Raw genomic sequence first — 25,587 nt, forward strand, 5'->3', positions numbered from 1 at the left:
GGGGGCGCCGGCTGACAGCGGGCGCCCCCTCAATTTCACGGGACTAATGGGTAAAGTAGCTACTCCCGCCGCCGCTGCTGCTACCGCCTTGGTTGCTGCCACCATCCCCGGTGGGGGGAGGGCCAGAGCCCTCGGGTGACGCACAGGCGACCAGCAACAGCTGGGCCGTGATCAGGCAAACTTTCCATATGCTCATTGCCATGTCCTCTACTGCTTCTGCCCTGTCCAGCGGCCTGGCTGAACAAGTCGGTCGAACTGGACGAGGCAAGGCTGAGTTTAGTCCAAGCCCCCCTCCTCGTGCATGCTTCTGTCTCACCCAATACTGTCAACAGAGCAGGTGATGGCTGCATCGCATCACCATATTCTGGCGAAAGTGGCAGTAGGGGGGCAGACCGCCGGCCAGTGGCTCGCCGAGTTCGACCCGAAGGCGTGGCCGGAATGGTGGGGCATAGAGGGAACAAAGGCCCCATCGGGGCCTTGCGAAGCTGGCGGCCTGGGGATGGCCGCAGAGGGATCGCCTCGGGATGGGAGGCTCATTGGCTCAGGGGACGTCAGCCTTCTCCCTGGATGTTGACCAGGATCCGGCCGCGTACCTGGCCTGCCAGGAAGGCATCCCCCAGGGCCACGACGTCTGGGAGGGGCACTTCCCGGGTGATGAGGCCAAGGCGGCTCAGATCGAGATCCTCGGCCAGTCGGCGCCAGGCCTGCTGGCGCAGCGGGCGCGGTGCCATCACGCTGTCGATGCCATAGAGGGCGACGCCGCGCAGGATGAAGGGCATGACGGTGGAGGGGAAGTCCATGCCCCCCGCCAGACCGCAGGCGGCCACGGCGCCGCCGTAGCGGGTGGTGGCGCAGGCATTGGCCAGGGTGTGGCTGCCGACGGTGTCGATGACCCCGGCCCAGCGCTCCTTGCCCAGGGGACGGCCCGGCTCTGCCAGCTCGGCGCGATCGATCACCTCGGCGGCGCCGAGGGAGCTGAGATAGTCGGCCTCGTTCAGGCGCCCGGTGGCGGCCACGACCCGGTAGCCCAGCTTGGCCAGGAGGGCGATCGCCACGCTGCCGACGCCGCCGTTGGCGCCGGTCACCAGTATGTCGCCGTCCCCGGGGATCAGGCCGTGTTTTTCCAGGGCCATCACGCAGAGCATGGCGGTGTAACCGGCGGTGCCGATGGCCATGGCGTCCCGGGCGCTGAAGCGCTCGGGCAGGGGGACCAGCCAGTCCCCCTTGATCCTTGCTCGCTCGGCCAGCCCGCCGCTGTGGGTCTCACCCACGCCCCAGCCGTTGAGCACCACCTTGTCGCCGGGGCGCCAGTCGGGGTGCTGACTGTCCAGCACAGTGCCGGCAAAGTCGATGCCGGGGATCAGGGGGAAGCGGCGCACCACGGGGGCGGCGCCGGTGAGGGCCAGACCGTCCTTGTAGTTGAGGGATGACCACTCCACCGCCACGGTCACATCCCCCTCCGGCAATATCTCCTCCGGGATGCTCTGGTACGCGGCGCGATAACCGGTCTCGTCTTTTTCGATCAGGATACCCTTGAACATCTTGTCTCCTCCAATAATTGGACTGGTTGATTATTAATAAGCGTAAAAAAATTACCTGGCTAACATCATGAAAAAGTTAAGAAAAGAGAGCATGGGCTCGGTACTGCCCACCAACCTTGCCCGCAGCACGGCCCCCTCCCAGCCGATCCAGAACTGATGGGCGAGGGCGGGGCAGTCGCTGCTCGGGGGCAGCTCCCCTGCCGCCACCGCCTCTTCCAGACACAGGACTAGCAGGGCTTCCCAATCGCAGAGGATCTGCTCGAGGCGAAGGCGCAGCGCCGGGGTCAGCTGTACCACCTCCTGACCCAGGTTGCCCACCAGGCAGCCGCGCTGGAACCCATAGCGGGTCATGCCCCGGCAGGCGCTCTCGACGAAGGCGCCCAGGCGCGCCAGGGGAGGCAGGTTGGTATCCCCCAGATGGCGCGTCAGCTTGCGGCAAAAGTAGTGGTGATAGGCATCCATGACCGCCAGGGTAAAGTCATGCTTGTTGGCGAAATAGTGATAGAAGGAGCCCTTGGGGATCCGGGTCGATTGCAGCACCCGCTCGATGGAAGTGGCGGCGATGCCCTGCTCGGTGAGCAGCTCCATGCCGCGGCGGATCAGCAGATCCCGGGTATCGGCATAGGATTGTCCGTGCTGGGCGGGGCGGCCACGGGGACGACGGGGAAGAGAGTCACTGGTTTGCATGGGGCTTATTAGACGCCTCATCTAGAAATGATGCAAGCCCGGGATGAAACAGAGCGCAAGAAAGAGCGAGGGCGCCAGCGGCGCCCTCGTGTCGGTCAGGGAAGCGCGCTCAACTGCGCATCTTCTTGTAGACAAACAGCACCAGCAGGGCGCCGGCCACGGCGATGATCAGGCTGGAGAGATTGAAGCCGGTCACTGTGCCCATGCCCAGCAGGGTGCTGAGATAGCCCCCCACCATGGCGCCGACCACCCCCAGCACCACCGTCATGATGAAACCGCCGCCATCCTTGCCCGGCATGATCCACTTCGCCAGTATGCCCACGATCAGACCCAGCACTATCCAGGAGAAGAAACCCATGGAGAAACCCTCATCAATGATTGGACGTCAGACTATAGGCCCGAATGCCACCCTGGCACAGGGCCGTCAGGGGGGCGTGAGCCAGAAATCGTCGGACTCATCCCCCTAGAGAGCCTAGTCCATGGGCTGGGGCGCGCTGGGCAGTGAGCGCTGCTCGAGGCGCTGACCGCCCGGGGTGCAGATCAGGATGGAGCCCTGCTCGAACCAGTCCCCCAGCACGATGCGGCGCGCCGCTCGCCCATCCAGGGTGACATCGTGGATGGCGGGCCTGTGGGTGTGGCCGTGGATCATCAGGCGGCAGCCGTGCTGGCGCAGCATCTCGTCCACCGCCTGCGGGGTCACGTCCATGATGGCCTGGGCCTTGTAGGCGTTCTGCTGCTGGCTCTGGCCGCGCAGCTTGCCGGCTATCTTGCGGCGCCGGGCCAGGGGCAGGTGCAGGAAGATCCAGCGCAGCCACCCGAGCTGGGTGATGCGGCGAAACTTCTGATAACCCAGATCCCGGGTGCAGAGCAGATCGCCATGGCTGAGCAGGGTGCGGGTGCCGTAGAGATCGATGATGCAGGGGTCGGGCAGCAGGGTCATGCCGGCGCGCCTGGCAAAGTCCTGGCCGAGCAGGAAGTCGCGGTTGCCGTGGATGAAATAGAGGGGCACGCCCCGCCTGCTGAGGGCCAGGAAGGCATCGGCCACCTCCTGGTGCAGGGGATTGGGGTCGTCGTCCCCAATCCAGAACTCGAACAGATCGCCGAGCACATAGAGGGCATCGGCCCCGGGGGCCTCTTGTTGCAGGAAGTGGAGCAGGGCGGCCGTCATGTCGGGACGGGCCTCACTGAGGTGAATGTCGCTGATAAAAAGGGTGCTCATGGGGCCCTGTCGTTGGCAGAAATGGGGTCAAGGGATGAAGCGGAACGGGGCGGCCAAGGGAGCAGAGCGAAATCCGTCCCCTCCAGGGCCAGCAACGCCTGATAGGGGTCCCCCGGCAGGGCCAGCAACTGGCAGATGGCCGCTTCCCCCTTGAGTCCTTGCAGGAGGCGAAGACGGCGCACCGCCTGGTAAAAGTCATCGCCAAGGTGCGCCAGCAGAGCGGCCATCAGAGTGAGATGGCGCCAGCCGTTGAGGGTCTCAAGGGGCGCGGGAGTGACGTACAGCTCCACCGGCCAGCACTGATGGTCCGGGCCCGTCAGGGTGCGTTCCATCAGCCAGACGCCGTCCCCCCTAGCCCGGGTTGCCCAGCCTTGTGTGCCGAGAAGAGCGGCGAGGCGGGCGGGATCCGGGTGCTGGCAGAGGATATCGAGGTCGCTGCCGGGCCGATCCAGGCCGATGGCGACCGTGCTCACCAGCGCTACGTCCAGGCACAGCCCCTGCAACTGCTGCCACAGGGGCGCCGTCGTCAGCAGGGCATGGGCCGAGCGTTGCCGCCCGTTGCCCTGGGCCAGATAGTCCAGACGGCGCCAATCATGGCCAGATGGAAAAACTGCGGCCGGGGCCGCAGTCAGTTCATCGGTCAGGGGACTCGCCTCAGTCGGCAAGGGTCACCTTGCTGATCACCACGTCTTCTACCGGTACGTCCTGGTGCATGCGGCCTGAATTGCCGGTCTTGACGCCCTTGATCTTGTTGACCACGTCCATGCCGGCGGTCACTTCACCGAACACGCAGTAGCCAAAGCCCTGGGTGGTGGCGGATTTGAAGTCGAGGAAGTCGTTGTTGCTGACGTTGATGAAGAACTGGGCGCTGGCGGAGTGCGGCTCCATGGTGCGGGCCATGGCGATGGTGCCCACCTTGTTGGAGAGGCCGTTGGCCGCTTCGTTCTGGATGGGGGCGCGGGTCTCTTTCTCTTCGAAGCCCGGGGCATAGCCGCCGCCCTGGATCATGAAGCCGTCGATGACGCGGTGGAAGATGGTGCCATCGTAGTGGCCGTCACGACAGTATTGCAGGAAGTTGGCCACGGTTTGCGGCGCTTTTTCGGCATTCAGGGTAAGGGTGATGTCGCCGTGATTGGTGTGCAGAGTGACCATGATATGTCCTTTCATTCTCTTGGGTGAAACCTGGGGCATGTGCCGGAGCGAGCCCGAGCGCGCGATGGCGGCTGTGATACGGGCAATGGCGGCAATTCTAGCGTATCGGCGCCGCCGGGCAAAGCCGCGGGGCGAGATAGACCGACTTTGCCGACGCGCCGGGCCCATTGGCGAAAAAGTGCGCCATGACCCGATGGCGTCAGGGCAGCTTGCCAATCGGTGCGATAAACGCGCCGCAGGAGGCAAACCGCGAACCTGACCCCCACCTGATGACAGGGGCCGGGCGAGGGGCTTAACCGGCTCGTTTTCTGGCGGGGATGCGGTTAGAATGTCAGGCCATTTCACTCACAGGCAGTGGTTCATCGATGCTGAAGATATACAACACACTCACTCGTCAAAAAGAAGAATTCAAACCCATCCACCCGGGCAAGGTGGGCATGTATGTGTGTGGCGTCACCATCTATGATCACTGTCACATCGGCCACGGCCGCACCTTCGTCGCCTTCGACGTGGTGGCCCGTTACCTGCGCTACAGCGGCTATGAGCTCAACTATGTGCGCAACGTCACCGACGTGGATGACAAGATCATCAAGCGCGCCGCCGAAACTCACGTGACTTGCGACGATCTGACCGAGCGCCTCATCGGCGACATGCACCAGGACTTCGACGCCCTCGGCATGGTACGCCCGGACGTCGAGCCCCGCGCCACCCAGCACATCCATGAAATCATCGAGATGGTGGAAGAGCTGATCGCCCGGGAGCACGCCTACGTGGCGGACAACGGTGACGTCATGTTCATCGTCGACTCCTACGCCGACTACGGCAGGCTCTCGGGCCAGGATCTGGAGCAGCTGCAAGCCGGCGCCCGGGTCGGGGTGGTGGATGCCAAGCGCAACCCCCTGGACTTCGTGCTGTGGAAGATGTCCAAGCCGGGCGAGCCGACCTGGGACAGCCCCTGGGGCCCGGGTCGCCCCGGCTGGCACATCGAGTGCTCCGCCATGAACGCCAAGCACCTTGGCAACCACTTCGACATCCACGGCGGCGGCTCGGATCTGCAGTTCCCCCACCACGAGAACGAAATAGCCCAGTCCTGCTGCGCCCACGGTGGCGACTACGTCAACACCTGGATGCACAGCGGCATGGTGATGGTGGATAAAGAGAAGATGTCCAAATCCCTCGGCAACTTCTTCACCATCCGAGACGTCTTGGCCCATTACGACGCCGAAACCGTGCGCTACTTCCTGATGTCCGGCCACTACCGCAGCCAGCTCAACTACTCGGAAGATAACCTCAAACAAGCCCGCGCCGCCCTGGAGCGCATGTACACCGCATTGCGCGATCTGCCGCTGGCGGCCGCCGCCGGTGGCGAGGAGCAGGTGGCTCGCTTCAAGGATGCCATGGACGACGACTTCAACACCCCGGAAGCCTACTCCGCCCTGTTCGATCTGGTGCGCGAGATCAACCGCCAGAAGGCCGAAGACATGAGCGTGGCCGCAGGCCTGGGTGCCCGCCTGCGGGAACTGGGCGCCGTGCTCGGTATCCTGCAACAGGATCCGGACGCCTTCCTCAAGGGCAATGAGGCGGACGACGAGGTGGCCGAAATCGAGCAACTGATCGCCCAGCGCAACCAGGCCCGTGCCGACAAGAACTGGGCCGCCGCGGATGCCGCGCGCAACCGTCTTACCGAGATGGGCATAGTGCTGGAAGACAGCGCCGGCAAGACCAGCTGGCGCCGTGCCTGAGGCCGGTGGCGCAGCTCGCGCCAACCGGTTGAGCCAATAAAAAACCGCAGCCCTGAGCTGCGGTTTTTTTGTGGCCTGTCTGAGGGCTGGCACCTTCCCTCTCTCCTTAATGGCATGGCTTCGCCATGCAGGACGCGAGGGCCTTGCCCTCGAAGGGATTTCGCCGCCGCTACGCGGCTTGGCGAGTGACTTTTGAAAGACCCAAAGTCACCAAAAGTCTTCTCCCCCGGCAAACCGCCCGCTTCGCGGGTTCCCTCGTCTCGTCCAACGGGTCGGACGGAGCGCCGCAGACGGCACATCCCTGTGCCGACTGCGGCTGCGCCATCATCCATGATGGCGCTCCTGACCCGTTGAACTCGACTCGGCGGTTTGCAGGGGGAACCAATACCGTGCCCGTCATGGTGTTAGCTTTCGCCCTAATTATCAATTTCGTCTAGTCATCTAAATGGCTAGCTAAATAGAATGTTGATTCTAATAGTGTGATATTAAAAATAGACATTAAATAATTACTACTTGTATTAAGTCGCCTTGTTTTGCAATGGTAAGTAACTATTTTTTTCAATCTATTTTAAGAGCGATTGCATGAACTAATTTAAATACTGGTGAAGCCAACTCACTAATTAATATGGGTGATTATGTTTTTTAAAAAGTAAATTAATAATGCTATATATAGCAACTCCTTTGTTTTCCCTAAAAAAGATGCGATCTTTTCAAGAGTTCTTGAGATAATGGATGGATCGTTTCTTTGATCAATAACTGGGATGTCATTCTGATCAGTAAACAAGGTGATCCAGTTTTTTTCAATAAATCTAGTTTTTTCATCAAAATAATGACTATGACCTCCTTTAAAAAATCTGTTTACAAATCTATCGTTGTTAATTCCATAAAACCCAACCCTGCCAGCCATGCCGGTATTAGGGACTAAGGCTTCAGATAGTAATAGAACATTATCTTGGTTTCCACACTCATTGATTATATTAATGTTGGATGAGCTTAGTATTTTTGAGAAATCATATGTCGATGGCAATACACTGCCAGCTAGAATAATCCTATCTACATTAAGTTTTTTTTGTTCACTTATTATTTTTGATATTGATTTTACTACAATGTATGTACCAAAACTGTGGCAAAAAATGTAAAGAGTCCGACCTTCTTTTTCTTCTCTAAGTAGCGTTTGCTCTAGTGTTTTTTTAAATCTAGATATTTGTATATGTCTGACAAATGGGATGCAAAATGAGATGATCGTGAAATAGCCATACTTGTACGACTCGAACTTAACAGTGTCTACTTTAGATTCAATCTCTTTCTGGAGCTTCTGCTGCCATACACCTCTAGTTCTAATCCCATGAACTGTCAGGCATGTTATTTTCTTTTCTGTTGTTAGACTGTCGATTTTTTTTGCTAACTCAAAATCTGCAGCCTCAATTATGTTTCGTTTCCAGTCCTTATTTCTTCTGGATGCCTCTATAACTATCTCACAGTGTTTATCAAATGAACTTCTAAAGGAGGATATGTCATCATAATGTGCGGTGATTCCAATTATCTTGTTAGGTTTTTTTATATTTGGTCTCCTCTTGATATCACCCAGAAGTGCTAGTCCATATTTAGCATCTGGAGCTTCGCTTCGCTTAGGTAGCACTACATCAAGAAGTAGTAAATCAAATCTTATATTACGCATTAACTCCTTAGCTGATTGGGTATTCTTGCATATATATATATTGTCTTGGTTGATAGTTGAATTCGAAATAAGTAGAGATTTAATTTCTTTACTTCTATTATCATTATCATCGACTATAAGTACTTTCACTCTAAATGCTCTCTAATAGAGGTTACTAACTCTTCACGCCATTCACTTTGGTTATTGCTATAGAGAATAAAACCCAGGCAGTTTTTTTCATATTCAATTAAAAGGTTTGTTTTCAAACTTTCAAATGAACATGAATTGACATTGTCACTGAAGTTTTTGTATTGAGTAATGAAGATTAATTTGGACTCAATCCCTCTTTTAATCATTTTTCTGGCTAGTTCTTTCCCTCCAAAAACTCTAAAAACACCACCTGACTCGGTATCTGTTTTATCAAATGTTGGAAGACTCATATCTAGGACTATCAACGAAAAAGTCTTATGTGATATACACTTCCAAGCGGAAGTAAATGAGTGGGATTCTTGCACTATACAAAAAGGAAAAGCATTATTTATTACTTCTACGATGCGGTTTCTTTTAAATGGATTATCTTCTACTACAAGTATTTCCATGGTCATAGGTAATCTCCACTGTAAAGATGTCATCAATTATACTGGGTTCTAAAGTGTAGCAGTTCGAGACCATCTTTAGACTGTGCAGTGACTTATAAAGCCCGGAGCCACCTTCATTTGTTAATAATGAACTGTCGTTCATAGTTGATAGTTTACCACTTAAGTTAGTTAACTTATTTTTAATGGCATCTCTATCTAGCTTATTGTCAATAGAGTTAGATATTCTAATGCAAAAATTATACTCGCCGAGCGAGTGTATATTTACATCAATTGGCTCGCTGCTAGATGAGTATTTAAATGCATTATTAAAACAATTAATCATAGTAAATACTATGGCATAAAGGTGCGTTCCATCAACAGTAAAATTGGAATCGTAATTTATATTGATATCGATATTACAGTTATTTATTTGCTTAAAGCATCGCTCTGCTAGTTTAACCGACTGCTGTAATTCAAATGACTCAAAATCAATAGATTTTTTAAACGAAAACCATTCACAGATAGTATGTATATCTTCTTTTACTTCTGTGTTCGCCAATCTAATTTGATTTAATAGATCTATTAGTCCTGTCCCTTGTTTATGGATATTAATTTCTTCAAGTAGTTTTGAGAATAATGCATCAATGCTTTCTGCAAAATCAGTATTTAGTTTTTGTCGTACATTATTCAAGCAAGTTTGGAGTTTTTCATGGAATAATTGAAAGATAAATTGTGTAACGCCAATTGGATCTAACGTGTTATCCATAACGATTTTCAATCTATTGATATCCTCCATGGAAAAAATGAAATAGAACAATCTTTCATTTTCATCCTCATCAAGGGATACATTCATCCACTTTTCTGCGCCTTCTATTAACGCATTAAAATCATTACTAAACCCTATTAATATATTGTCAATATTTTCTAATATGCTTGAATTAATAAACCGATAGTAATCCATCCAGTATTCGTTAGAGCTATATCGGCCATCTTCATTTAACTCTGTGAGTAAGTTTCTATTTTGAGGTTTGGAACACATTAGATTCCCGAAAAAACCATGCCTTATTTCCGAGCTAAGATTTTTGTCGAGGCCAACTTCTTTATTATTCATAAAATCAACAAGAAGGATCTTTATTAGTCTAAGCATGATCTCATTCTTATCACCCTTGAGTATTGTTTTTGACTCCATCGTTAAGTTCTTTATCGGTGGTATACTTGTTTCTTTTTCTCTATATTGAAGTAGGAGTGACTTAACATCCTCCTTTCTTTTTTCATAGATATATTTAGTGTCAACAAATATCTTTGCATTATTGAATTTAGCTGCTTGATTTTCGATTAATATATCATCAAGTAAATTTTTACACTCGGTATCAATCTGACGTTGCTCAAGATACCCATAGCTTACCAAACGGTTTAATAGATTTATTCGTTCAATCTTTAATTCATTATCATCATCAAAACAACCAAGATAATCCATAACTTCGACTTTGGATATTTCATTTAATAAAAATAGATGCTTGTTATCGAGTTCGGAGGATATCATTTCACTTGGTCGCGTGATCCCAAGAGAAATTATATATTCTTCAAAAACCTCATTTAATATTGAACTGTTATCTACCTTTGATAGTTTATTGTAATAGTAACAACAAATAACGGAGTCTATGCTATAAATACAGTCTTCATAAATTTGTTGCACGATTTTATCAAGAGGAATACAAATGTTTGAGTTGGGGTTTGATATTAACTCCTCTGCAGAAAAAGAAATAAGGTCTGTAATATTTCCCGTTGAAATATATAGTTCCGTTTTCAGTTCTATAGCATCTTTTTTTATCGGTGAGGTGAAATAATATTCATCTATTAATGATTCTGCCTCATTGGTTTTATTGTAAAGTGCATCTATAGCTTTATGTTTTAATTTCAAGTGACTTGGTTGCGCTTCTGATGAATTACTAGAGTATAGTGCAGGTGGTTTTTCTAAATTATAAGATAATGGAGTGAGTGAGCAATCAAAAAACCTAGAGTTGGTTATTATCTTGTGTTTGCATTCATCTGAAAAATAATTTGGAGCTGCTTTTAAAATGCTAATTAAAAGGTGTTCTGATAATTCTATAGATGAAAATTTTATTGCCAAGTTCACTTGCTGACTCACTAGTTGGTTTGTATTCTCCAAGGAGTATATTGAAATCAGGTTATTAATTATTTCGGTAAGTAAACTTGGTAGGTTACTGGGTCTTCTTTTAAGATGTACATATGATTTAGCATATATATTTATTTTGGTTACGATATTTTTTGTTTCTAGTAAGTTTTTTTCAAGGTCGTTAATTACAAACTCATACTCACCTTGAGTATAGTGATTTATTTGTTTGTCTACATTAACTATTAATGGTGCTAGAGGTGTGCTTTTTAATGTTGAAATGATGTTGCTATGTTTGTGACAGTAAATTTCATTGTTTAATGCTTCGAATAAATCTATAAGGTCAGACTTGGGAATATTATTGAAATCATTATGAGCTATACAATAAGTTGTTATTTTTATAATGGATAGATAAAGATCTATAACGTTTAATGTTTGCAGAAAAATTAGTGCATGAGAAAAATCTACATCATCATATAAGGGATAAGGTGCACAAAACAGAGAATAGATGGCTGCAATGTCTAAGGCATTACCTTCAATAAACTCTCTAGTTGATCTTCTAACCATTGTTTCAATGATTATATCGGCGTCAACCGCTTGAGACTTCCACCCAGTTACCCGTAAAATATCAGTGAATAGAGGTTCTGAGGTTTTATTTTTTATGTCATCAAAAAATGATTGGAGATTTGAATAATCATTTTTTGCCAAGTATATAATAATTCTAACATTTATTGACCATACGGAAAAACCGAATCTATTCTCTATGGAATCTATTATATCCTCTACAGCTTCATACTTACCCTGCATTAATAAATTATCAATATCACTTTGGTGTTTTTTTATTTGAGATATTGTTGTTATATTTTTTAATAAGATTGTTTTATAAAAGAGTATTAGTCTAGAGATAGACATATTTCTGCCATTGAACACAGGCTTATTAAAGAGTTCCTCTATTTCTGTATTATATTGATTTATTGAATTCTGTATCTCTTTATCGTCAAGAATAAAAGAAATAGCTTTGTTAAAATCCTCATCGCTAGAATTTAACATGAAGTCATTGAAATGTTGTTTTTTTGCGATCGACTTAGAGCCTATATATGATCTCGGTTCTAAAACGGAGTTCACAACATCTCTAACGGTTCTTCTTTTAAAAAGATGCACTATTAATGCTCCTGTAGATGGAGATTAGGATTGCTAATAATTTTTCTTAAAAAATTATTGCAATATATCTATTTTAATAAATTTGGATTCCTTGGTTAAACGAAATTTCATTTGGCCAATATTGAACAGTTTGGAGAGTACCGTAGCACCTCTATTCGACGTGGGTTTGATTGCGGAAACAGGCTTTGAGGATTTCGCCATGCGCTTCACCCACAAGGGGAGAGAGTATTGTTGCCGCGGTGCAATGCGCTGCGCTTATTGCACCCTATTGGCGAAGCCATGCCAACGCTGTTGGCGACCCCTCACCCTAACCCTCTCCCGCAAGGGGAGGGGGAATGGTTGCCGTGGTGCAATGCGCTGCGCTTATTGCACCCTACGTGCCTATTGCTTCCAACGTCTCGCCCGAAGGGGGAGGGGAACTCTCCCGCCGTTTGGTGCCCCATCCCCCGGGATGCTAGGATGCCAGCCTTTCCCCATCACATCAGGCGTCTCCATGGCAAACCGGTTGGTCAGCAGTCACAGCAAGCGGATAGTACACAGAGCAGGGCAGGCAGGGCGCTGGCTCGCGGCCAGGGTGGGTGCCCTGTGCGAGTTTCAGCAGCGGATCTGGGTGGTCAGCATAGTGAACGACACCTACACGGATACCTTTATCGTCAACGAAGGCAGCTTCGAGCAGCCCATGCAGTGGATGCATCGCAAGGGCTACAGCGCCGAGATGCTGGCCCGGGTCGAGGCCATGGGCCGCTCCCAGGTCATCCAGCTGGAGTTGGGAGACGCCAGCCATCGCCTGATGCGGGTCAAATAGCCGGGTCGGTCCGTTTCCCTGGCCGCTGCCGGGCGGCGACCCGCAGTCTGCCGAGCCTGCTCGGGCGCCGGGGCCGGCGCCGCTCATGATTTGCCCTTGATCCTTTCTGCCTTGAGGGCGCCGGCATAGATGCAGAACGCCGAGTTGTAGTCGTTGTAGGCGACGGCGTAATTGAAATCGCAGAAGTAGGCCGGATGCTTGGTGGCAATGGCATCCCCTGCCTTGCACTGATCCGGCATTTTCTCCACCAGCGTGTCGTTGTTGGCCCCAAGGCAGGCCTGGCCCGTGGTCTTGTCGCCGCCGCAGCCGCTCAGCAGGGCACAGAGAGCCATGCCCGCCATGGCTTTGACAAGGTTGTGCATCTTGATCCTGACCAGGTGAAATAGGTGTTGGGTATGGGGGGCATCCGCCAGGGACGCTACCGCCCCTGGCTGTCGCTACCACAGTGCGCTGCTGACTCTCTGCCAGGAGTGCCAACAGGCACCCTTGGCCATCTTACGGACCCATGACGGTCCGCGTCATCCCTTGATTGGCCGGGGGCGTGAAATAAAGTGGGTTTCGTGCGCCAGCGCACCTCGATGGCCCTGGCGCGAGCAGGAGGAAGGGGGCTGGCCCTGCCATGCCCCTGTGCCGAGCGTCGGGTTCGTCAGGGGGAGGCGTGCGGCGGCGGGCAAGGGCCGGGTAGCGGTCCTTGCCCGGGGGATCAGGGGGCGGGGAGGTACTTGCGCTGGATCTGCTGGTATTCGCTGCTGGCCAGCACCCGGGTCAGGCCGTCCTGGAACGCCTTGACGGTGCCGTCATCGACCCCCTGGCTGAAGGCGAAGCAGAACTGCTCCGAGCTCAGGGTCCAGGCCACTTGGTAGTCGGCAGGATCGAGCTGCTGTGCGGCAATCAGGCTCATGAAGGTGGTCTTGTTGGTGGAGACCAGATCGACCCGCCCCGAGCTCAGCATCTTGAGGGTCTGGGCGAGGCGGTTGGCGGTCATGATCTTCCCCTCGTCGAAGCCGTGATTGAGCAGCAGCTGCTCCCCCACGTCGGCCCGCACCGCCCCTATGGTGTATTGCTGGGCCTCTTCCAGCCGTCGCAGGCTCAGCTTGCGGCTGGCCAGACCCAGCAGCACGATTTCGGCATAACCGATGGGGCAGGCCCATTTGAACAGGGGATCCCGCGCCTCGGTGCGGGCGGTGGCAAACAGCACCACGTTGGGCTTTTGGGTCAGCAGGTAGTAGCCCCGGGCCCAGGGCAGTATGCTGACGGGCTGCGGGGGCGTCTGGGTCTGCTGCCACACCTGTTGCAGCAGCTCGACCGCGAGCCCGGTGGGCTGGCCCGCCTCATCGCTGTAGTTGAAGGGGCGATACTCCTCGCTCAGATAGTGCAATTGCGCCAGGGCCGGGTTGGCCTGGGCGGCTGGCATGATGATGGTCAACAGCAGGCTCAGGGTGACAATCCATGATCTCATCTGCCTTCTCCTCTCGTTGCGGTCAGCCTTGAGTGTTGTCAAGGCGCGGGATTTCGCCAGTGACCCAGGCCCCGTGCATCCGCTCGAGCCCTACCAGCGACCCCGGATCGGACCGAGGGGGCGCAGGTCTGCGTCCCGCAGCCCCACCAGCAGCACGTCGCCATCCTGTTGCAGGCGAAACTCGCCATAGGCGGCGGCGCTGAAGCGATCTCCCTGACCCTCCTCGAAGAAGTAGGCATCCGGCCCAATCCTCAACTGCCCCTCTTCCCGGGTGAGGATGAGCCGCCGCTCGTCCGGCGCCAGCCTGGCGTCATCCCGCTCCCCTTGCCAGTGGGCCACCCCCTGCTGGTCGAGGCGGACCACCAGGGTGTGCCGCCCCCGGGCAGGGGCGGGATGGGCCTGGGCCCAGTGCCGCGCCAGTTCATAGTTGAGCCGCATATAGTCCCCCTGCATCAGGGAGCGGGGATCGACCGGGACCAGACGCAGCAGCATGGGCTCCCCCGTCTCGATGGCCTGTTCGACACGCCAGACGCCGACATTGACCCCCAGCAGGATGGCGAGGCCGCAGAGCAGGATGGCAAGGGATCTCATGAGACGCTCCTTACGCGCAGCAAGAGGGCGCGGATCAACAGCAGCAGGGCGCCTGAGCCCAGCAGCAGCCAGGACTTGGTCATCAGCGGTAGCGCCAGATCGTAGTAATAGAGGGAGCCAAAGCCGAGCAGCAGCAGGGCGGCCAGGGCCATCATGCCCAGGCTCCCCCCATAGAAGCCGAGCAGGAGCACCAGGGCGCCGGCCCCCATGCCGGGGATCAGGGCCGCCAGCAGCACCAGGGGCAGGGCAAGGATCCCCTGGCGCCAGGGCAGGCGCAGGTGGTACAGCAGGGCCAGCAGCACGGCCGCGCACAGCAAGGGGTTGAGCCAGTGGGGCAGGCGCGGCTGACCCAGCTCCTCGAGCAGGCTCGCCTCGCCGAGCAGAGGTTGATGCAGGTGGCCGAGCAGCAGCAGGGAGAGCGCCAGACCAAAGGCCATGGCCTCGTAGCGATCATACTGGTGCGGGCTGTGTTCGGCCCAGAGCCAGCAGCCGGCGAGCAGCCCCATCACCAGAGGCACGGCCAGGGCCTGCCAGCCGAGGCAGGCGAGGGCCAGGGTCAGCAGCAGGGCCGCGGCCAGGGCGTGAAACAGCCGGATCAGCCAGTGCTCGAACAGGAAGGCGATGGCGAAGGCCAGGGCGCACAGCCCGGCCCAGGCGGCGAAGGAGTGCAGATCCATCCGATCCACCAGCCCGGCGATGAGCCAGGCGTCGGCCGCCAGGGTCAGGGCCAGCACGAACTGATCCCACAGATTGCTCCTGCGGGCGCGGCGATTGAGCACCAGGGCGACGGCGAGCAGGGCCGTGCCCATGGCCAGGGCCTGATCCGGGCTGCGGGCCAGATCCCCAAAGCTCAGAAACAGGAAGAACAGCAGGAAGAGGGCGGCGAGCCAACCGACCACTCCCAGCATGAAACGGGTGGCCCAGTGGGGCTCCTGGCTTTGGGGCATCTCCCCCTCGACCAGGGAGGCCGAGCGCAGGATTTGCCAGAGTTCAGCGGGTGAGGACATGGGGGCTTCCGGCGTGGTGGTGAGGGGTATCAGGCGTCATGGCGGGCCTCCCGGCGCTGGTGTTGCAGCCAGCGGCTGGCCGCCACCGACAGGGCGATGGCGATGATGCAGAGCAGCAGAAAACCGTTCACGTCGGGCTCCATCCACTTGCCGAGCGCCGCCAGCAGCACGGCGATGACGCTCAGACAGGTCATGGCGAGCCCTGTGATAAAGCGGTGGTGCCAGCAGCCATAGGCGGCGCCAAGCCAGAGCAGCCAGGCGGGCCAGGCCCAGGGGGAGGCGGCATCGAACAGGCTGAGCAGGACCAGCAGGGTGACCCCGAGCCCGGCCGTCAGGGCAGGCAGGTAGGCGGGCATCAGCCGGTAGCGCCCCGGCAGGCGCCACAGCACCAGCCAGAGCAGGGCGTTGAGCAGGGCGAGGCACCAGGCCAGTCCCTCCTCGTTGAAGGAGAAGAAGAGGTTGAACATGCCAAGGCGCCAGTAGAGCACCAGGGCGAGCTGGCCCAGCAGCCAGCTCAGGGTCCAGAGCAGGGGGCTCTGGCCCAGGAGGGCCCAGGGCAGCAGCAGCAGGGCCCAGAGCGCGAACAGCTGCCAGGGATCGGCCCCGGTCTGATAGGTCTGGCCCACCAGGGCGAGCAGGGCGCCGAGGTTGAGGGCGCACAAGAGCAGCAGCCCCTGGCGGGCCCCCTCGCTCAAGGGGGCGCGCCACAGCACCAGCAGCATGGCCAGCAGGGGCAGTTCGACCAGGCCGAGGCGCGGCAGGCGCCCCAGCCCCTGCCAGTTGAAGGCGACGAAGAAGATGATGCCGGCCCCGAGGCAGAGGCAGCCGAGCAGCAGCAGCAGGCGATCGAACATCTGCTGCCAGCGGTCGGGGGCGGGGGGCAGCTCGGCCAGACGCAGGGCATCGGCGAGCCGGTCGGGGGCGAGTCGGCCTTGCTTGATCCAGTCGAGCAGAGGGCGGCGGGCGTGATGGTGCATGGGCGGGCTCCGGGCAGTTTGCCGCATTATGGCATAGGGCGGTGGTGACAAGGCAATGGCAACGGGCTGCGCTACCGGGCCGGTTGGCGGCGATATGAGGTATGAATGGGGCAAGCGGCTCGCCGGGGCGCCGGGCTGCGCCAGATAAGAGCAGGCCCCCTCGCGGGGAGGGGGCCTGGGAGACAGAGCCGTGATGGGGTCAGGGGGTGATGAGCAGGGTGCTGATGCCAAGGGCGGCGAACAGGATGGCGCAGCCGATGCGGATCCCCTTGAGGGGCAGCTTGTCGGCACCGAGCTTGCCCAGCAGCACCACGGGCACGTTGGCCAGCATCATGCCGAGGGTGGTGCCGGCGATCACCTGGGTGAGGGAGTCGTACTTGGCGGCCAGCAGCACGGTCGCTATCTGGGTCTTGTCGCCTATTTCGGCGATGAAGAAGAGCACGAAGGTGGCCAAGAAGGGGCCGTATTTGTCCAGCGAACTCTCTTCGTCGTCCAGCTTGTCAGGCACCAGGATCCACACCGCCATGGCGATGAAGGCTCCCGCCACCAGATAGGTCATCAGCCTGGGATCGAGCCAGCGGCTGACCAGCTCGCCAATCCAGGCGGCGGCCGCGTGGTTGAGCAGGGTGGCGGCCAGCATGCCGGCGATGATGGGCCAGGGGGCACGAAAACGACAGATAAGCAGGAGTGCGAGCAGCTGGGTCTTGTCGCCGATCTCGGCGATGGCCACGCTCAGGGTGGAGGTTAACAGGGCTTCCATAAAGATTACCGGGGGACGGAATTGTTATAAACCAAAGACAAGCCTGCGCCATCCGTCCCCGGTATTGGCACTGGCCCGTCAAAGGTCTTGTCAAATCCGGCATTGCTCTTGCGGATCACCCTGACCATGGTGAGTTGGCACCAAGTATGTTGATCAGGGTCTGCGGGCTTTTTAGCCCGTCAGAGACTACTCCCCCTCGATGGGAGCGGGCATTCTAGGTAACTTCCCCTGGCATTTCAAGGCGCAAGGGTGGGTTGGCTAGCCGCCGACCTGCTTGACGGTGAAGCCCGCCTTCTCCAGCTCGCTGCGGATCAGGTCCCGTTTGTCACCCTGAATTTCGATCACCCCCTCCTTGAGGCCGCCGCCGGTGCCGCATTTTTTCTTGAGCAGGGTGGCGATGGACTTCTGCTGATCGGCGGGGACGCCATGGATGCTGATGACGCCGGCGCCCTTGCGCCCCTTGGTCTCGCGGCGAATGCGCACCACACCGTCGGCGGGGAAGGGGGAGGCGCTCTGGGGACTGGCCTGTTCCTTGATGAGGCCGCCATCCGTGCTGTAAACCAGGCGGCTGTTGTTGTCTGGAGTCATGGTCTTTCTTTGTGGATTAGCTGAGGGGAGTTTGATTTTACGCAAATTAATGTTGGGGGCACAGCTTATAATCCTCCCACTAAAAGCGAATTATTCTTGTTTAACCTCAGGAGCCCGTCATGGTACTCACGCAGTTGTCGCCGGGGCAGAGTGCTCGCATCACAAACATGAACCAGCTTGAGCGCAGCTTGCGACGCAAGCTGATGGTGATGGGCCTGTTGCCCCAGGCCGAGATCCTCTATCTGCGGGCCGCCCCCCTCGGGGATCCGCTCCAGATCCAGTGCCAGGGGATCTGCCTCTCCATGCAAAAGAGTCTCGCCCGGCAGATAGAAGTGGAGCCGGCATGAAGGCCTTGTCACAACACCATCGCCCGGCCCAAGGGCACACAGAGGTGAAACCGGTATGAACTACTCCCTGGTTACCGTCGGCAACCCCAACAGCGGCAAGACCTCGCTGTTCAACGCCCTCACCGGGGCCCGCCAGCAGGTGGGCAACTGGAGCGGAGTCACGGTCGACAAGAAGATGGGCGCGTTTCGGGCGGGCGATCATGAGTGCAAGCTGATGGACTTGCCCGGCATCTATAGCCTGGCCGGTGAGGATGGCAGCCTGGACGAGCAGATCGCCAGCCGCTTTGCCCTGGGCCAGCAGCCGGATCTGGTGCTCAATGTCATCGATGCCGCCAATCTGGAGCGATCCCTCTATCTGACCCTGCAACTGCGAGAGCTGGGACTGCCCATGGTGGTGGTGCTCAACAAGATGGATATCTTGCAAAAGCGGCGGGAAGTGATAGACGAAGCCCTGCTGGCCGAGGCACTGGGTTGCCCGGTTGTGGCCCTCTGTGCCCACAATCGCCAGCAGGTGGCCGCCTTCAAGCGCCAGATCCCCGCCTTGACAGGGCAGACCCAGGCGGCCTTGCTGCTCGATTATGGTCAACCCCTCGAGCAGGATCTGGCGGAGCTCGAGACCCTGCTCGCCCCCCATCACCTCAGCACCCGCGGCCGAGCCCTGCGCCTGCTGGAAGAGGATGAGGCGATGCAGGAGACCCTGCTGCCGGGTCAAGGGGCGGCCGCCGCCAACCTGGTCGCCCGTGCGCATCAGACCCAGGATGTCGACCTGCAACTGGCCGATGTTCGCTACGGCTACATCCATCACTGGGGGAGCCAGGTGCGCCAGCACAAGGGCAAGCTCACCCTGGCTCAGAGCGAGTGGCTGGACAGGGCGCTGCTCAACCGCTGGATTGGCATCCCCTTCTTCCTGCTGGTGATGTACCTGATGTTCCTGTTCGCCATCAATGTGGGCAGCGCCTTCATCGACTTCTTCGACATCATGGGGGGGGCCCTGTTCGTCGATGGGGTGCACCATGTGCTGGGCCTGATCCAGGCGCCGGACTGGCTCGGCGCCATTGTGGCGGACGGCTTCGGGGTGGGCCTGCAGACCGTGGCCACCTTCATCCCGGTGATAGGTTGCCTCTATCTGTTCCTCGCCGTGCTGGAGAGTTCGGGCTATCTGGCCCGCGCCGCCTTCGTGGTGGATGCCCTGATGCGCCGCCTCGGCCTGCCGGGCAAGGCGTTCGTGCCCATGCTGATGGGCTTTGGCTGCACAGTGCCCTCTGTGATGGCGACCCGTACCCTCAATTCCGAGCGCGAACGGCTGATGACCTCGGCCATGGCGCCTTTCATGTCGTGCGGTGCCCGCCTGCCGGTCTACGCCCTGTTTGCGGTGGCGTTTTTCCCGGCTTCCGGCCAGAACCTGGTGTTTGGCCTCTACCTCATCGGCATCCTGGTGGCGGTGCTCACCGGCCTGTTGCTGCGCAGCACCCTGCTGCCGGGCAAGAGCGATGCCATGGTGATGGAGATGCCGGACTATGAATGGCCGCGCCCTATCGATGTCGGGATCAAGACCTGGCAGAAGCTCAAGTCCTTCGTCCTTGGCGCGGGCAAGACCATAGTGCTGGTGGTGGCCGTGCTGAGCGTGCTCAATTCCCTCGGCACCGACGGCAGCTTCGGCCATCAGGATCAGGAGAGCTCCGTGCTGAGCAAGCTGAGCCAGGCGGTGACCCCTGTGCTGCATCCCATCGGGGTGCGCGACGACAACTGGCAGGCCACGGTCGGCATCGTGACCGGCATCTTCGCCAAGGAGGCGGTGGTCGGCACCCTCAACAGCCTCTACGCAGGCGGGGCGGAGGAGGAAGAGGAGGGCACCTTCTCCCTGGTGACCAGCTTCCATGAGGCCATCGACGCCGTGGCCGCCAATCTGGCCGCCATAGATCCCGCCGATCCCATGGGGATCCAGGTCGGCGAGCTGGATGACAGACAAACCGCCGCCGCCGCCCAGGAGGTGGACGTGTCAACCTACGGCAACATGCAGAGCCACTTCGACGGGGCCGCCGGCGCCTTCGCCTACCTGCTGTTCGTGCTGCTCTACATGCCCTGCGCCGCCGCCATGGGCGCCCTGGTGCGGGAAACCGGTCGCCAGTGGGCCTTGCTGACCGCCGCCTGGTGCAACTACATGGCCTTCCTGTGTGCCACCCTCTTCTACCAGCTGGCCACCTTCGCCGACCATCCCGAGCAGAGCCTGCTCTGGGTGGCGAGCTATGGCCTCTCCCTGGCGCTGCTGTGGTGGGTCGGCCGTCGCCGTGGCGACATCGCCGCTCGCAAGGTGGTGGCCCTGTGACGGTGGCGAAGGTATATCAAGAGGAGATAGCACCATGATATTGCGGGAGCTGGGGGCCTATCTGGCCGAGCGAGGCAGGGTGAGCCGGCGGGATCTGGCCCGCCACTTCCACACCTCGGAGGACGCCGTCGAGGCCATGCTGGGGGTCTGGATGCGCAAGGGCCGGGTCGCCAAGCGGGAGAGCCAGGTGTGCGGCGGCGGTTGCTGCGGCAAGAGCCAGGAGGTGATGTTCGAGTGGTGCGAACCCGGCCGGATAGGGCTGGTGCAGCGCGGCTGAACGGCAACAAACAGGGAACCCTCGGGTTCCCTTTTTTTGCCGTGATGAGCCGGGACGCCTAGAAGGGATCCCCCCCCTGGTCCCTGGTGGGTTCCAGGCTCCAGCCGCTGGCATCGCTGCTGGCGGCAATCTGACCCTTGTCGCGCCAGAGTTTTATCTTGAGGCGCAGGTTGGTCTGGGAATCGGCGTTTTTCACCGCCTCTTCATCCTCGATCACCCCTTCCACCACCAGATCGAACAGGGCTTCGTCGAAGGTGATCATGCCAAGGGCCCGGGACTTCTCCATCACCTCCTTGAGGCCGCCAAACTCGCCGCGCTTGATGAGGTCGCGAATGGTGTGGGTGCCGAGCATCACCTCCACCGCCGCCCGGCGCCCGCCGTCCGTGGTCTTCACCAGCCGCTGGGAGACGAAAGCCTTGAGGTTGTTGCCCAGGTCGTTGAGCAGCTGGGGCCTGCGCTCCTCGGGGAAGAAGTTGATGATACGATCCAGCGCCTGGTTGGCGTTGTTGGCGTGCAGGGTGGAGATGGCCAGGTGACCCGTCTCGGCGAAGGCCAGGGCATGCTCCATGGTCTCCCGGTCGCGGATTTCACCGATGAGGATGACGTCCGGCGCCTGGCGCAGGGTATTTTTCAGGGCGGCATGGAAGCTGCGGGTGTCCACCCCCACTTCCCGCTGGTTGATGATGCTCTTCTGGTGGCGATGGACGAACTCCACCGGATCCTCGATGGTGATGATGTGGCCGCCGCTGTTGCGGTTGCGATGGTCGATGAGGGCCGCGAGCGAGGTGGACTTGCCAGAGCCGGTGCCGCCGACGAACAGCACCAGACCGCGTTTTTCCATGATGGTGTCGAGCAGCACGGGGGGAAGCTTCAAGTCCTCGAAGCGGGGGATCTCTGTCTTGATATTGCGCGCCACCAGGGAGACCTCGTTGCGCTGCTTGAAGATGTTGACCCGAAAGCGGCCAATCTGGGGCAGGGAGATGGCGAGGTTCATCTCCAGCTCCTTGTCGAACTGCTGGCGCTGCTCCTCGTCCATGATGTCGGCGGCGATGGTGGCCACTTCCCCCGGCGCGAGGGGGGTGTCGGTGAGGGTGCGCAGCGCCCCCTGAAACTTGGCGCAAGGGGGGGCGCCGGTGGAAAGATAGAGGTCGGAGCCATCCTGGCTCGCCAGTATGGTCAGCATCGCTTGCAGCTCCATGATGGGCCTCGTTTTATGGTGAACAGGGAATGGAGAAGAGTGTACCCCTTATCCGCCGACCAGTTTCTCGCGAAACACAAAAAACACCGCCCCCATGATGCACAGGGCCGCCCAGAGGTAGTCCCACTTCAGCTCCTCTTTGAGGTAGAAGACGGCGAAGGGGACGAAGACGGTGAGGGTGATCACCTCCTGCACTATCTTGAGCTGTGCCACCGTCATGACGGTGTGGCCGATGCGGTTGGCGGGCACCTGCAACAGGTACTCGAACAGGGCGATACCCCAGCTCACCAGGGCGGCGATGATCCAGGGCTTGTGGTTCATCTCCTTGAGGTGGGCATACCAGGCGAAGGTCATGAAGACGTTGCTGCACACCAGCAGGCCCACGCTGACGAAAATGGGGTTCATGCTTGACTCCTTGTGGCAAGGGGAAAGGGATCCGGGTTAGTGAAAGCGCGAGTCATCCGCGACTCCTTGTGGCAAGGGGAAAGGGATTGGGGTCAGTGAAAGCGCGTGTCATCAGCGACGCCTCGTGGCAAGGGGAAAGGGATCCGGGTGAGGGGAAAAAGGGTGTCATGAGCGGCTCCTTGGTCGAAGGCTGCTGTTATATCTCAGTCAAACCGTATCCAGAACCCCTTCTTCAAGGTATTTTTAGCCGACCGAGACCAGGAGGAAAACAGGGAATGTTCAAGTGGAGCTGGCTGTCCATCGTCCTGTTGTGGAGCTGTCTGGCGAGGGGGGGAGAGGGGCAGGATATCCGCCTGACGGTGGCCACCGATGTCTGGCCGCCATTTCGCATCTTGCAGGCCGATGGCCGTTTTACCGGGCTGGATATGGATATCCTGGCCGCCTTGCAGGCGCGCACCGGCATCCGTCTTGTCGTGCAGCGCTACCCCTGGGGACGGGCGCTGCACCGGATGCAGAGCGGTCAGGTCGATCTCATGATAGGGCTCGCGCGCACCGGGGATCGCGCCGCCTATATCGACTATCTGCAACCGGCCTACTACCAGTGTCGCCCCGCCTTCTATGGCGAACCCCTGCTCGCCAGCCAGATCCGCCGCTATCAGGACCTGCTGCCCCATGAGGTGGGGTATGTGTTCAAGTCCGTCTATTTCTCCCCCTTCGATGAGGACGCCAGGCTCGACAAGCATGGGGTGGCCACCGAGGGGCAGCTGCTGGGCATGATGGCGCGGGGCTATCTGCCGCTGATGATAGGCACGGACTGCCAGGTCGATTATGCCCTGAGCCGCGCCAATCCGGCCGGTCTTATCAAGACCCACTATCGCCCGGATCAGGCGGTCACCCTCTACCTTGGCATGAGCAAGCAGTCACCGGGCCAGGCGCACAAGGCGCGACTGGAGCAGGCCCTGGCCGAGCTGGTGAGCAGCGGCGAGGTGGAGCGGCTGGCGGCGCACTACCGCCCCGCCAGCCCCTGAGCCCGGCCGCCGGGCACGGCCCCCTCTCCTGACCCGGCGCCTTGACCATATGACCCCCTCCCTTGCTATCATTGGCCCCTTCTCATCTCGACCCAAGGGTCTTTGCTCGGGACATGCCTTGTTCACCACACTGATCGCCCGCCAGCGCCGCCTGCAGCGCCGCCTGCTGCTCGGCCTGCTCTGCCTGACCCTGCTTCTGCTGCTGCTCTCCTTGAGTGTCGGCGCCTTCATGGTGCTGCCCTGGCAGCCCCTTGGCCCCCTGGAGCAGCAGATCCTGCTGGAGCTGCGCCTGCCCCGGGCCCTGCTCGCCCTGCTGGCGGGGGCGGCTCTGGCCTGCGGCGGCGCCGTGTTGCAGATCATGCTGCACAACCCGGTGGCCGAGCCCGGCCTGCTCGGCGTCTCAAGCGGAGCCGGATTGGCCGCCATGGTGGCCATGGCCCTGGCCAGGGGAGCCGACATGGCGCTGCCGGGTTGGGCCCTCTCCCTGGCCGCCTTCGCCGGTGCCCTGCTGGTGACTCTCTTGCTGCTGCTGGCCGCCCGCCGCGCCCATCTGGGCAGCGCCCGTCTGCTGCTGCTGGGGGTGGCCATCGGCATCCTCACCAATGCGGCCATGACCTGGCTGATGTATTTCGCCGACGACGGCTCGGTGCGCGAATTCATGTTCTGGATGATGGGCAGTCTGGCCTATGGCAGTCAGCAATTTGGCTGGTGGTGGCTGATCATGCCCCTGACCCTGCTCTGGCTCATCCGCCAGGGACGGGGGCTGCAACAGCTGCTGCTGGGGGAGTCCCAGGCCAGATTGATGGGGCTGGACGTGCAGCGGCTGCGGGTGCGGCTGGTGCTGGCGGTCTGCCTGCTCACCGGGCTGGCGGTGGCCCTGTGCGGTGTCATCGGCTTCGTCGGTCTGGTGGTGCCCCATCTGCTGCGCCTGTGCGGGGTGAGCGATCAGCGCTTCTTGCTGCCCGCCTCGGCCCTGGGGGGCGGCGCCCTGCTGCTGGGGGCGGATCTTTGCGCCCGCACCCTGCTGGCGGCGGGAGAGTTGCCCATCGGGGTGGTGACCGCCTCGGTGGGGGCTCCCCTGTTTATCTATCTCCTGCTCAGGCAATCCCATGACCAGCCCCATTGATGACAAGGCGCGGCTCTGCGCCCGTGATCTGAGCCTGGCCCAGCGCCTGGCACCCCTCGACCTGAGCTGGTCTGGGGGCCAGCTGGTGGCGCTGCTGGGCCCGAACGGCAGCGGCAAATCGACCCTGCTCGCCTCCCTGGCCGGCCTGCTGCCCGCCCGCGGCCAGGTGCTGCTGGAGGAAGAGGAGATCGCCACCCTGAGCCTAGAGGCGTTGGCGGCGCGCCGCGCCATGCTGCCCCAGCGTCAGCCCCATCTGTTTCATACCCCCGTCTTCGCCGTGCTGGCCCTGGGGCTGGGGGGGCGCGACCCCGGGAGTCCGGCGGCCAGGGCCGCCATGGCGACTCTCTGTCAGGCCCTGGAGCTCGATGCGCTGCTGGCCCGGGATTTCAGTCGCCTCTCCGGCGGGGAGCAGCAGCGGGTGCTGATCGCCCGTACCCTGCTCCAGGTGTGGCCCGGCCTCAATCCGGCGGGGCGTCTGCTGCTGCTGGATGAACCTTTGGCCGGGCTGGATCTGCACCATCAGCTGGCGCTGCTGCGGCTGCTCAAGTCGGTCAGCCGTCAGGGGCTGCTGGTGGTGATGGCCATCCACGACATCAATCTGGCCATCGACTGGGCGGATCGCATGCTCTGTCTGCAAGGGGGCAAGCTGGTGTGCGAGGGGGGCGTCGACAGCATCGACGAGGCGCTGCTCGAGCGGGTGTTCCAGATCAAGACGACGCGGATCGAGGCGGGCGGCCGTACCTGGTTTATGCCCAGTTTGTAGGAGCGGGGCGCAGCGTAATCGGCCGCCCAAGAAAAAGGGGCCAGTATCGAACATACTGG

At 58.1% G+C, this 25,587-nt stretch carries 26 protein-coding genes; 8 read left to right on the forward strand and 18 right to left on the reverse strand.

The window, feature by feature from the left end:
- Positions 1 to 551: 551 nt before the first annotated feature.
- From acuI to BN1119_RS04455, 6 genes are all read right to left on the reverse strand, one after another.
- The gene (gene acuI / locus BN1119_RS04430; RefSeq protein WP_041994550.1) at positions 552 to 1,541 is read right to left on the reverse strand and encodes an acrylyl-CoA reductase (NADPH); all 990 of its coding nucleotides are present in this window, start codon (positions 1,539 to 1,541) and stop codon (positions 552 to 554) included.
- Positions 1,542 to 1,592: 51 nt separating this feature from the next.
- Positions 1,593 to 2,228: an acrylate utilization transcriptional regulator AcuR gene (gene acuR, locus BN1119_RS04435; RefSeq protein ID WP_041994552.1), complete on the reverse strand. Its 636-nt coding sequence runs from the start codon at positions 2,226 to 2,228 to the stop codon at positions 1,593 to 1,595.
- A 109-nt stretch (positions 2,229 to 2,337) separates the two neighbouring features.
- Positions 2,338 to 2,586, reverse strand: a complete 249-nt coding sequence (locus BN1119_RS04440; RefSeq protein ID WP_041994555.1) for a GlsB/YeaQ/YmgE family stress response membrane protein — start codon at positions 2,584 to 2,586, stop codon at positions 2,338 to 2,340.
- A gap of 114 nt (positions 2,587 to 2,700) precedes the next feature.
- Positions 2,701 to 3,447 (reverse strand): UDP-2,3-diacylglucosamine diphosphatase, encoded by a 747-nt coding sequence (gene lpxH, locus BN1119_RS04445; protein WP_041994558.1) that lies wholly within the window; start codon positions 3,445 to 3,447, stop codon positions 2,701 to 2,703.
- Positions 3,444 to 4,112 (reverse strand): DUF4269 domain-containing protein, encoded by a 669-nt coding sequence (locus BN1119_RS04450; RefSeq protein ID WP_041994561.1) that lies wholly within the window; start codon positions 4,110 to 4,112, stop codon positions 3,444 to 3,446. Before BN1119_RS04450 ends, lpxH begins: the two co-directional genes overlap by 4 nt.
- Entirely contained in the window at positions 4,102 to 4,599 is a 498-nt protein-coding gene (locus tag BN1119_RS04455; protein ID WP_041994564.1) for a peptidylprolyl isomerase, read from the reverse strand. The genes BN1119_RS04450 and BN1119_RS04455 overlap by 11 nt, the downstream gene beginning before the upstream one ends.
- A gap of 365 nt (positions 4,600 to 4,964) precedes the next feature.
- Between BN1119_RS04455 and cysS the strand changes: the two genes are divergently transcribed.
- Positions 4,965 to 6,341 carry a cysteine--tRNA ligase gene (cysS, locus tag BN1119_RS04460; RefSeq protein ID WP_041994568.1) on the forward strand — a complete coding sequence of 459 codons (1,377 nt, stop codon included), beginning with the start codon at positions 4,965 to 4,967 and terminating at the stop codon, positions 6,339 to 6,341.
- 616 nt (positions 6,342 to 6,957) lie between these two features.
- Here cysS and BN1119_RS04465 read toward each other — a convergent pair.
- Genes BN1119_RS04465 through BN1119_RS20360 form a run of 3 tightly spaced genes read right to left on the reverse strand, consistent with a single transcriptional unit; the run spans position 6,958 to position 11,760 of the window.
- Complete coding sequence (locus BN1119_RS04465) at positions 6,958 to 8,148, reverse strand: alpha/beta hydrolase (RefSeq protein ID WP_041994570.1); 1,191 nt, start codon at positions 8,146 to 8,148, stop codon at positions 6,958 to 6,960.
- Positions 8,145 to 8,603 (reverse strand): response regulator, encoded by a 459-nt coding sequence (locus BN1119_RS04470; protein ID WP_041994573.1) that lies wholly within the window; start codon positions 8,601 to 8,603, stop codon positions 8,145 to 8,147. Before BN1119_RS04470 ends, BN1119_RS04465 begins: the two co-directional genes overlap by 4 nt.
- Complete coding sequence (locus BN1119_RS20360; protein ID WP_157438618.1) at positions 8,572 to 11,760, reverse strand: hypothetical protein; 3,189 nt, start codon at positions 11,758 to 11,760, stop codon at positions 8,572 to 8,574. Before BN1119_RS20360 ends, BN1119_RS04470 begins: the two co-directional genes overlap by 32 nt.
- A gap of 604 nt (positions 11,761 to 12,364) precedes the next feature.
- Here BN1119_RS20360 and BN1119_RS04480 point away from each other — a divergent pair.
- Positions 12,365 to 12,676, forward strand: coding sequence for a hypothetical protein (locus BN1119_RS04480; protein ID WP_041994578.1), 312 nt, complete (start codon positions 12,365 to 12,367; stop codon positions 12,674 to 12,676).
- Positions 12,677 to 12,759: 83 nt separating this feature from the next.
- On the opposite strand, the gene BN1119_RS04485 is transcribed toward BN1119_RS04480, so the two are convergent.
- The 7 genes from BN1119_RS04485 to BN1119_RS04515 all read right to left on the reverse strand — a co-directional run bounded on the left by BN1119_RS04485 (position 12,760) and on the right by BN1119_RS04515 (position 18,058).
- Complete coding sequence (locus tag BN1119_RS04485) at positions 12,760 to 13,038, reverse strand: hypothetical protein (RefSeq protein WP_041994580.1); 279 nt, start codon at positions 13,036 to 13,038, stop codon at positions 12,760 to 12,762.
- A 341-nt stretch (positions 13,039 to 13,379) separates the two neighbouring features.
- The gene (locus BN1119_RS04490; RefSeq protein WP_041994583.1) at positions 13,380 to 14,135 is read right to left on the reverse strand and encodes a substrate-binding periplasmic protein; all 756 of its coding nucleotides are present in this window, start codon (positions 14,133 to 14,135) and stop codon (positions 13,380 to 13,382) included.
- Positions 14,136 to 14,225: 90 nt separating this feature from the next.
- Complete coding sequence (locus BN1119_RS04495; RefSeq protein ID WP_041994586.1) at positions 14,226 to 14,726, reverse strand: GDYXXLXY domain-containing protein; 501 nt, start codon at positions 14,724 to 14,726, stop codon at positions 14,226 to 14,228.
- The gene (locus BN1119_RS04500; RefSeq protein ID WP_041994588.1) at positions 14,723 to 15,733 is read right to left on the reverse strand and encodes a DUF4401 domain-containing protein; all 1,011 of its coding nucleotides are present in this window, start codon (positions 15,731 to 15,733) and stop codon (positions 14,723 to 14,725) included. Before BN1119_RS04500 ends, BN1119_RS04495 begins: the two co-directional genes overlap by 4 nt.
- A 29-nt stretch (positions 15,734 to 15,762) precedes the next feature.
- Positions 15,763 to 16,710 carry a DUF2157 domain-containing protein gene (locus BN1119_RS04505; RefSeq protein WP_041994591.1) on the reverse strand — a complete coding sequence of 316 codons (948 nt, stop codon included), beginning with the start codon at positions 16,708 to 16,710 and terminating at the stop codon, positions 15,763 to 15,765.
- A 199-nt stretch (positions 16,711 to 16,909) separates the two neighbouring features.
- Positions 16,910 to 17,470, reverse strand: coding sequence for a TMEM165/GDT1 family protein (locus BN1119_RS04510; RefSeq protein ID WP_041994593.1), 561 nt, complete (start codon positions 17,468 to 17,470; stop codon positions 16,910 to 16,912).
- Positions 17,471 to 17,728: 258 nt separating this feature from the next.
- Positions 17,729 to 18,058, reverse strand: a complete 330-nt coding sequence (locus tag BN1119_RS04515; protein ID WP_041994596.1) for a translation initiation factor — start codon at positions 18,056 to 18,058, stop codon at positions 17,729 to 17,731.
- Positions 18,059 to 18,177: 119 nt separating this feature from the next.
- Here BN1119_RS04515 and BN1119_RS04520 point away from each other — a divergent pair, with 119 nt between their 5' ends.
- Genes BN1119_RS04520 through BN1119_RS04530 form a run of 3 tightly spaced genes read left to right on the forward strand, consistent with a single transcriptional unit; the run spans position 18,178 to position 21,008 of the window.
- Positions 18,178 to 18,405 carry a FeoA family protein gene (locus tag BN1119_RS04520; protein ID WP_041994599.1) on the forward strand — a complete coding sequence of 76 codons (228 nt, stop codon included), beginning with the start codon at positions 18,178 to 18,180 and terminating at the stop codon, positions 18,403 to 18,405.
- A gap of 55 nt (positions 18,406 to 18,460) precedes the next feature.
- Positions 18,461 to 20,731: a Fe(2+) transporter permease subunit FeoB gene (gene feoB, locus BN1119_RS04525; protein ID WP_041994602.1), complete on the forward strand. Its 2,271-nt coding sequence runs from the start codon at positions 18,461 to 18,463 to the stop codon at positions 20,729 to 20,731.
- A gap of 34 nt (positions 20,732 to 20,765) precedes the next feature.
- Positions 20,766 to 21,008, forward strand: a complete 243-nt coding sequence (locus BN1119_RS04530) for a FeoC-like transcriptional regulator (RefSeq protein WP_041994605.1) — start codon at positions 20,766 to 20,768, stop codon at positions 21,006 to 21,008.
- Between the two features lie 58 nt (positions 21,009 to 21,066).
- Here BN1119_RS04530 and tapW read toward each other — a convergent pair whose 3' ends face one another.
- Together tapW and BN1119_RS04540 are read right to left on the reverse strand one after the other, a co-directional pair.
- Positions 21,067 to 22,206 (reverse strand): type IVa pilus ATPase TapW, encoded by a 1,140-nt coding sequence (gene tapW / locus BN1119_RS04535; RefSeq protein WP_041994608.1) that lies wholly within the window; start codon positions 22,204 to 22,206, stop codon positions 21,067 to 21,069.
- 48 nt (positions 22,207 to 22,254) lie between these two features.
- On the reverse strand, positions 22,255 to 22,611 hold the full coding sequence (locus BN1119_RS04540; protein WP_041994611.1) for a DMT family protein: 357 nt from the start codon (positions 22,609 to 22,611) through the stop codon (positions 22,255 to 22,257).
- A 275-nt stretch (positions 22,612 to 22,886) separates the two neighbouring features.
- Between BN1119_RS04540 and BN1119_RS04545 the strand changes: the two genes are divergently transcribed.
- The 3 genes from BN1119_RS04545 to BN1119_RS04555 all read left to right on the forward strand — a co-directional run bounded on the left by BN1119_RS04545 (position 22,887) and on the right by BN1119_RS04555 (position 25,528).
- Positions 22,887 to 23,639, forward strand: a complete 753-nt coding sequence (locus tag BN1119_RS04545; RefSeq protein WP_041994614.1) for a substrate-binding periplasmic protein — start codon at positions 22,887 to 22,889, stop codon at positions 23,637 to 23,639.
- A gap of 118 nt (positions 23,640 to 23,757) precedes the next feature.
- On the forward strand, positions 23,758 to 24,765 hold the full coding sequence (btuC, locus tag BN1119_RS04550; protein WP_041994617.1) for a vitamin B12 ABC transporter permease BtuC: 1,008 nt from the start codon (positions 23,758 to 23,760) through the stop codon (positions 24,763 to 24,765).
- A complete protein-coding gene (locus BN1119_RS04555) occupies positions 24,749 to 25,528 on the forward strand; it encodes an ATP-binding cassette domain-containing protein (protein WP_041994620.1) in 780 nt (259 codons plus the stop codon). Before btuC ends, BN1119_RS04555 begins: the two co-directional genes overlap by 17 nt.
- The last annotated feature ends 59 nt before the right edge of the window (positions 25,529 to 25,587 follow it).

The organism is Aeromonas bivalvium (assembly GCF_000819765.1).
Taxonomy (GTDB): domain Bacteria; phylum Pseudomonadota; class Gammaproteobacteria; order Enterobacterales; family Aeromonadaceae; genus Aeromonas; species Aeromonas bivalvium.

Bases quoted from the DNA above. Each gene is read 5' to 3' on its own strand.
- BN1119_RS04500 (WP_041994588.1), bottom strand. From the start codon at position 15,733: ATGTCCTCACCCGCTGAACTCTGGCAAATCCTGCGCTCGGCCTCCCTG.
- cysS (WP_041994568.1), top strand. From the start codon at position 4,965: ATGCTGAAGATATACAACACACTCACTCGTCAAAAAGAAGAATTCAAA.
- BN1119_RS04480 (WP_041994578.1), top strand. From the start codon at position 12,365: ATGGCAAACCGGTTGGTCAGCAGTCACAGCAAGCGGATAGTACACAGA.
- BN1119_RS04505 (WP_041994591.1), bottom strand. From the start codon at position 16,710: ATGCACCATCACGCCCGCCGCCCTCTGCTCGACTGGATCAAGCAAGGC.
- BN1119_RS04485 (WP_041994580.1), bottom strand. From the start codon at position 13,038: ATGCACAACCTTGTCAAAGCCATGGCGGGCATGGCTCTCTGTGCCCTG.
- BN1119_RS04520 (WP_041994599.1), top strand. From the start codon at position 18,178: ATGGTACTCACGCAGTTGTCGCCGGGGCAGAGTGCTCGCATCACAAAC.
- acuR (WP_041994552.1), bottom strand. From the start codon at position 2,228: ATGCAAACCAGTGACTCTCTTCCCCGTCGTCCCCGTGGCCGCCCCGCC.
- BN1119_RS04495 (WP_041994586.1), bottom strand. From the start codon at position 14,726: ATGAGATCCCTTGCCATCCTGCTCTGCGGCCTCGCCATCCTGCTGGGG.
- BN1119_RS04555 (WP_041994620.1), top strand. From the start codon at position 24,749: ATGACCAGCCCCATTGATGACAAGGCGCGGCTCTGCGCCCGTGATCTG.
- BN1119_RS04530 (WP_041994605.1), top strand. From the start codon at position 20,766: ATGATATTGCGGGAGCTGGGGGCCTATCTGGCCGAGCGAGGCAGGGTG.
- acuI (WP_041994550.1), bottom strand. From the start codon at position 1,541: ATGTTCAAGGGTATCCTGATCGAAAAAGACGAGACCGGTTATCGCGCC.
- feoB (WP_041994602.1), top strand. From the start codon at position 18,461: ATGAACTACTCCCTGGTTACCGTCGGCAACCCCAACAGCGGCAAGACC.
- BN1119_RS04515 (WP_041994596.1), bottom strand. From the start codon at position 18,058: ATGACTCCAGACAACAACAGCCGCCTGGTTTACAGCACGGATGGCGGC.
- BN1119_RS04470 (WP_041994573.1), bottom strand. From the start codon at position 8,603: ATGACCATGGAAATACTTGTAGTAGAAGATAATCCATTTAAAAGAAAC.
- lpxH (WP_041994558.1), bottom strand. From the start codon at position 3,447: ATGAGCACCCTTTTTATCAGCGACATTCACCTCAGTGAGGCCCGTCCC.
- BN1119_RS20360 (WP_157438618.1), bottom strand. From the start codon at position 11,760: ATGTTAAATTCTAGCGATGAGGATTTTAACAAAGCTATTTCTTTTATT.
- BN1119_RS04510 (WP_041994593.1), bottom strand. From the start codon at position 17,470: ATGGAAGCCCTGTTAACCTCCACCCTGAGCGTGGCCATCGCCGAGATC.
- BN1119_RS04540 (WP_041994611.1), bottom strand. From the start codon at position 22,611: ATGAACCCCATTTTCGTCAGCGTGGGCCTGCTGGTGTGCAGCAACGTC.
- BN1119_RS04455 (WP_041994564.1), bottom strand. From the start codon at position 4,599: ATGGTCACTCTGCACACCAATCACGGCGACATCACCCTTACCCTGAAT.
- BN1119_RS04545 (WP_041994614.1), top strand. From the start codon at position 22,887: ATGTTCAAGTGGAGCTGGCTGTCCATCGTCCTGTTGTGGAGCTGTCTG.
- tapW (WP_041994608.1), bottom strand. From the start codon at position 22,206: ATGGAGCTGCAAGCGATGCTGACCATACTGGCGAGCCAGGATGGCTCC.
- BN1119_RS04490 (WP_041994583.1), bottom strand. From the start codon at position 14,135: ATGAGATCATGGATTGTCACCCTGAGCCTGCTGTTGACCATCATCATG.
- BN1119_RS04440 (WP_041994555.1), bottom strand. From the start codon at position 2,586: ATGGGTTTCTTCTCCTGGATAGTGCTGGGTCTGATCGTGGGCATACTG.